This window comes from Mycobacterium sp. (assembly GCF_050701675.1).
GTDB lineage: Bacteria > Actinomycetota > Actinomycetes > Mycobacteriales > Mycobacteriaceae > Mycobacterium.
This window is the reverse complement of the sequence record NZ_JBOGDD010001265.1, coordinates 1-5773: the sequence shown is the minus strand read 5'-3', so window position 1 is coordinate 5773 and position 5773 is coordinate 1. Positions and strand designations below refer to the sequence as shown.

Sequence of the window (5773 nt, the reverse complement as noted above, 5' to 3'; positions counted from 1 at the left end):
TTCCGCGGCATGGTTGCCCCGCGCTATCGGATAGTGATCGACGGGGGCCTGCTCGTCGAGCCAGCGGTCGCCGCCGTCGGCGTAGATCATCACCACGGACTCCTGCACCACCCGTCCGACGCCCGCCGCGAGCGCAGCGTCGACCACCGCGGCCGAACCCTCGGTCCGGATCTCCTCGCACGCCGCCCAAGCCGACCGTCGCAGCGCCGAGCGAGTCGGTGGTAGCGCGGTGGCCAGATTGATCACCACGTCGCAGCCGGTGAACGCCCGCGTAAGGCCGGCCCGGTCGAATATCGATACCTCGACGGGACTGGCGCCCTGGCAACGCAGTTGGTCGGCGGCGACGTCAGACCGCGCCAGCGCCGCTACCGTATGCCCAGCTCCGACTAGTGCGGGCACCGCGTCGCGGCCAATCGCTCCGGTCCCACCCGTGACGAAGATTCGCATCCCGACTCCCATGATCTTTTGGATGCGACAGTAGATCCGCGGTCAAGCGTTGAACAGGGCCGCGGCGCCGACCAGGCCCGCGTCACCACCGAGCTCTGCGGGCACCACGCGCAAACCGCGGAGGAAGTCAAGGCCCGCGTAGGTCGACAGTGCCTCGCGGAGCGGATCGAACAACAGCGCACCCGACTTGGCGACTCCCCCTCCTATGACTACGAGGTCGAGGTCGCAGACCGCGGCGACCGAGGCAATCGCCATGGCCAGTGCAGTCGTGGCACGCCGGAATGCCTGCAGCGCAACGGGATCACCGCGATTTGCGGCGTCGGCAAGGTCCTTCGCGTCGGCGCCGGGTGCCGCGTCCCAACCATTCTCGTGCGCCCACCGCGCCAGGTGTGTGCCCGACGCGACAGTCTCGACGCAGCCACGGCCGCCGCACGTGCAGGGAACCCCGTCGGGCTCGACGACGACGTGGCCCACGTGCCCGGCGTTTCCGGTACGCCCGTCGTAGGGCGCGCCGTCGAGCACCAATCCGCCGCCGATGCCGGTCGACACCACCATGCCGAGCAGGAATTGCGCGTCACGGCCCGCCCCGCGCCAGCGCTCGCCCATGGCCATGCACACCCCGTCGCCGCCGAGCCGCACGGGCAGCCCGGTGGCGGCCTTCACCCGGTCGACGATCGGAAAGTGTTGCCACTCGGTGATGTTGATCGGACTGACGGTTCCACTCGGCAGGTCGATGGGTCCCGCGGACCCGATGCCCACGCCGCGCACGGCACCGGGGGCGGCCGCCATGGCGTCGGCGAGCAGCGTCTCGGCAACCGACCAGATCGCCTCCGCGTCCGTGTCCGGAGTCGGTTGCTGCGCATGGTGGATCAGGCTGCCTTCGGCGTCGACGAGCCCGACGGCGATCTTGGTGCCGCCGACGTCGAGTGCGAGAGTTGTTGCAGTCATTCAGTGCTCGTGGGTGTTGTCGGGTTGGCGGGGGTCTCCGGGATGCTCGTAGCCAGGGGCCAGCGACACCAGCTGCGCGCGCCGCTCATCCAGCCATCTACGGAACTCGCGGCGCCGACCCGCCGCGAGGAGATGTTCGGCGATGTCCGCACGCACGTCGTCGAACGACGTCGCGACGGGTCCGCCGAGCCACCCGCCGTCTCCCGTGGTGCGCGGCGCGAAGCGAAAGGGGTTGCGGCGGTGGTAGTCCGCGACTTGGTCGGCGCTGATCTCGACGTGGGCGGTGACGTGGACGAAGAGTGCTCTGGCGACGGCCCCCTCGAGTGCCGCGGCCGCGACGCTGCCGATCTCCAGCCGCGCCGCCACGTCCGGGAGGAGCTCGTCCTCGGTCGGTGCACCGTCGACCGTAAGCCCGAGCGCCTGCGCCTCGGCCGACACCACCCGCGACGTGACGAGGACCTGGGTCAACCAGCGCCGCAACTGTCGTCCCTCGCTGGTCCCCTGCCGCGGCAGCGCACTCGCCAGCCGCGTCGAGCGCAGGTGCGCCTCGCTCACGTCGACCTCGCTGACGAGCACGACCGCGTCACCCACGGTCGCCGCCACCGACGTCATCGCACCACCACCCTCACCGCGGGTGAGTACACCAGCTCACCCGCGCACGAGACACGAATCAACGCCCACCACTCGCCGGGTTCCACCCAGGCGGGCGGTGCCACGTCGAACTCCAGCGCGACCGTGCCCCCGGCGGGGAGGTTCGCTCCGATGATGTTGGGCCCCATCCACTCCCAAGTCCCCCATGGGCTGATCAGGTGGGCCTCGACGGCCAGGTCGGCGCGAGCGTCGGTGCCGACGGTCACGGCGATCGTCGCCACCTCACCCGGGGCGACCTCGACGGGGTCGGGATCGGCGATCAGCCGCAGCACCCGGTCGTCGGTCGCCCCGACAGCGATCACGCACACGTCCTCCACCTCTTGACGCCACGACGCAGGGATGGCGCCGCCCGTCACGCCGAGTACGGCCCGCAACGGGTAGAGGCCCGCGGCGGTGTCCGGCGGCATCACCAGGTCGACGATCGACTCAAGGAACTCTCCAGGCGGCAGCATGAACGGCAGCTCGTCGACCGCCACCTTCCACCCAGGTGGGCAGATCAGCCGCACCTTGCCGTGCAGCGGCACGTCGGTGACGTCGCTGACCGCGGTGAGTTGCAGCTGCACCGGCGAGCCCGGATCGACGGCCAGCTGGTGAGGGTGCAGGTGCGCGACCGCGGGCAGTCCACCGAGAGGGGCGGGACCGCGGTTGTGCAGCCAGTACCTGGCGTAGAGCGGTTGGGCCGGTTCGGCATCGGGGGCCAGTGTGGTGCCGTCGGCGTCGAGGACGCGTGACAGGTTGAGTTGCGCTCCGAACGTGGCGATCTCGTAGCCGTGCAGCGTGAGTCCACGCTCGTCGTCGGCGAGGGGTTGCTCGAGTAGATCGAGCCGCTGCGGTGACGCCAGGTTGCGCAATCCGGAGCCCACGACGACATCCGTTGTTCTGCCGCGTGTTTCGACCAGGCGGAAGGCGATGCCGTCCTTCGCGTCGACACCTCGCCCGCTTCCTCCTGCGATCGGGTTGCCAAGGACCTTCAGCGCGCCGAGTGCGACCTTGCGGGCCGGATCGACTTCGAAGAGCGATCCCCACGCCGGCAGCCCGCCTGCGGCCGGATCGTGTTGGGCGCCGACCGCGAGCAGCGGCTGGCCGAACTCGGCACTGCGGGCGGGGATGTCGGCGACGCGCCAGTCCCCGTCCCCGGATGCCAGCGCGTAGTCGAACGAATGCGTCCAGTGTTGCAGTTGGAAGTTGGACCCGTCCGGCGTGGTGCGTCGCGGCGGGTCGATCCACGTGCCGGACGGCCAGCCGGTGCACGACCTCATGAGCGACGTGTGCAGGGTTCCGTCGGAGTCGACGGCGAAGCTGGGAACGCCGCGATTGAATACGGCGACGGTGCGCGCCTCGAACTCCTCGAGCTCACCGGGGGCGTCCTGGTTCACGACGATCTCGGCGTCGGTCAGATCGTCGACCAGTGCGGCAACGGCGGTCTCGAGATCGCCACCGATCACCAGAACCGGCAGTGCGCGCACGTCGCGCAGGTCGGCACCGGGCACCCAGACGTCCTTGAGCGGCTTCGCAGCCGGAACCCACGTCCGCTCGGCGTCATTCACGCGACCGACGAGCACGGCTGCCGTGAAGGCGTTCACCTCTGGTCCACCGATGGCGATCCGCACGTCGGGCAGGTTCGAGTCGACGGTGAGGTCGCCGTAGCGGGCCGCTTCGGCGCTGGAGGCCGTGGCGGTGACGCCTGCCCGCGCCAGCGCCACCATCAGGTCTCGGACCAGGGGATCCGCGTCGCCACCGGGTGAGATCACCTCGGCGACCGAGATCGCCCGAACACCCGAGTTGAACCGCACTCGCACCATCGACGACAACCCGAACCACCCGTAGGCAGGGTTGTCCAGCGTGTACGGATGCTTCGCGGTGTCAACGGCTTTCGTCGCGCCGCGGTCATGCGTCAAACCGAAGCCACGTCCGATCACCGCGTCACCGACCTCGCTGACGGGCATGGCGCCCGGCATGGGACACGGCCAGCGCAGCCGCAGCAGCCGGTCCTCCCCGGTGAACTCGTCGACCGTGGTGCGGCAGTCCACGCGGTCGACGCCGTGCCACAACGTGACGGTCTGGGTGTAGGCCAGCAGGCGCCGAACGCGGCCGGTCACGACGATGCGCTCGCCCAGTGGGCTGCGGTAACACTGCACCGACGTGGCGGGTCCGCTCGATGACGTCGTGACCGGGCCCTTGGGCAGCAGATGCCACGGGCCCTCCCCCGCCTTGGGGTGTGAGGAGTACTCGTCATAGACGGCGAGCTCGTTGCCGACGCGTCCGGCCGCGATCAGCTCGTGGCCGTCGACGATCAGCGAGGACACCCCGCCACCGCGCGCCGGGTCGACGCGCAGCCGGTAGCGTTCGTTGCCGATCTCCGCACCCGCCAACGGCTCCCAACGCGCCGGCCGGTCGCCGGAGACGTAGCGGTAGGACCGCCATCCCACCGACGGCACGTCGCGGGCGAGCCAGCTGATCGAATGTCCGTCGTGTTCGGCGAGCACCGGGACCACGTTGCCGTCCGCGTCGAGGACCGCCCCATCGAACGGCTCGTCGAGCCGCACCGTCACCACGTCGGTTCTGCTGTGCGCCAGCGGGTTCCACACGACGACTGAACCGTCGACCGCGGTGGAGAGAAGACTCAGCGCGGTGTCGCGCGCCTGCCGCCCCAACTCCCATGCATCACGCCAACTGGTGAGCAGGTCGAGGTAGACCTGATCGGACTCCGAGCCGGTGATGGCGTCGTGATGAGCGCCGTAGGCCAGCTGTACCCATGCCTTGGCCAGAGCGGCTTCCGGGTACTGCGCACCGGTCAGCAGCCCAGCGAAGACGGCGAAGCGCTCGGCTTCCAGCACGGCGTTCTCGGCCGCGCGGTTGGCCTGCTTGGTGTCGATGTAGGAGACGTCCTTGCCCGTGTAGATCGGGTTCATGTCACGGGTCTGAGGTGACGCCTTGGCTCCGCTCTCGTCGAGTTCGGCCCGTACCGCGGCGAAGAACTCGCGCGGAAGCGCGCAGACGAACCTGGGCCAGGTGTATCGCTCGTTCCAGTCGCGGTGGATCTCGGTGACCCACTTGTTGGGCGGCGTGTAGTCGGTGCCGACGGGCAGAAGCACGTTGCGGGTCAGCGCGACCCTCTTCATCTTCGAGAACAGGTCGTACGTCGCGTGCTCGGCGTCCTCCAGCGAGGCCGACGAGTCCATCCACCAGCCCCCGGCGTAGTGCGCAGGCATGTAGTGGGTCAGCAGACCGCGGCCGGACGGCGCCATCCACTCGAATTCGCTTGCGAACTGCATGCGCTCGGGATCCCCGTCGCCTGCCATCGGACCCCACTGGTGGTACGGACCGCGCGCCCACGAACTCGACGTGAGGCCGGCGTCGGCCGCCATGCCGGGGAACTGCGGATCGTGGCCGAACACGTCGAGCTGCCATGCCGTCGCCGGATCGGCCCCCATCACGTCGCGTTGAAAGCCGATGCCGTGGACGAAGTTCCGGATCGCCGTCTCCGGGCTGGTGAGGTTGGTGTTCGGCTCGTTGTAGGTGCCGCCCATGATCTCCACGCGACCGTCGGCGATGAGCCTTCGCAGATCGTCGCGGTCCTCCGGATTGGTGTCCCAGTACGGCTTGAGGTAGTCGACCTCGGCGAGCACGAACTTGTATTCCTTTTCCCGCCTTGCCATTTCGAGGTGAGCATTGACGAGCTCGAATCCGTTGGTCTGCCTGCAGCGGCCAGGCGGATCCTCGGTCC

General features: G+C 69.4%; 4 protein-coding genes. All 4 read right to left on the bottom strand.

Annotated features, from left to right (window positions below):
* Positions 1 to 447 (bottom strand): NAD-dependent epimerase/dehydratase family protein (locus ACRDUX_RS39235; protein ID WP_526422689.1); only part of this gene is annotated, 447 nt, incomplete at its 3' end.
* Positions 448 to 489: 42 nt separating this feature from the next.
* A complete protein-coding gene (locus ACRDUX_RS39230) occupies positions 490 to 1395 on the bottom strand; it encodes an ROK family protein (RefSeq protein ID WP_526422687.1) in 906 nt (301 codons plus the stop codon).
* Positions 1396 to 2007 carry a DUF7158 domain-containing protein gene (locus ACRDUX_RS39225; RefSeq protein ID WP_526422685.1) on the bottom strand — a complete coding sequence of 204 codons (612 nt, stop codon included), beginning with the start codon at positions 2005 to 2007 and terminating at the stop codon, positions 1396 to 1398.
* Positions 2004 to 5773 (bottom strand): glycoside hydrolase family 38 N-terminal domain-containing protein (locus ACRDUX_RS39220; protein ID WP_526422683.1); only part of this gene is annotated, 3770 nt, incomplete at its 5' end. The genes ACRDUX_RS39225 and ACRDUX_RS39220, both read right to left, overlap by 4 nt.

Excerpts from the sequence above, each read along its gene's own strand:
- ACRDUX_RS39225 (WP_526422685.1), bottom strand. The coding sequence starts at position 2,007 with ATGACGTCGGTGGCGGCGACCGTGGGTGACGCGGTCGTGCTCGTCAGC.
- ACRDUX_RS39230 (WP_526422687.1), bottom strand. The coding sequence starts at position 1,395 with ATGACTGCAACAACTCTCGCACTCGACGTCGGCGGCACCAAGATCGCC.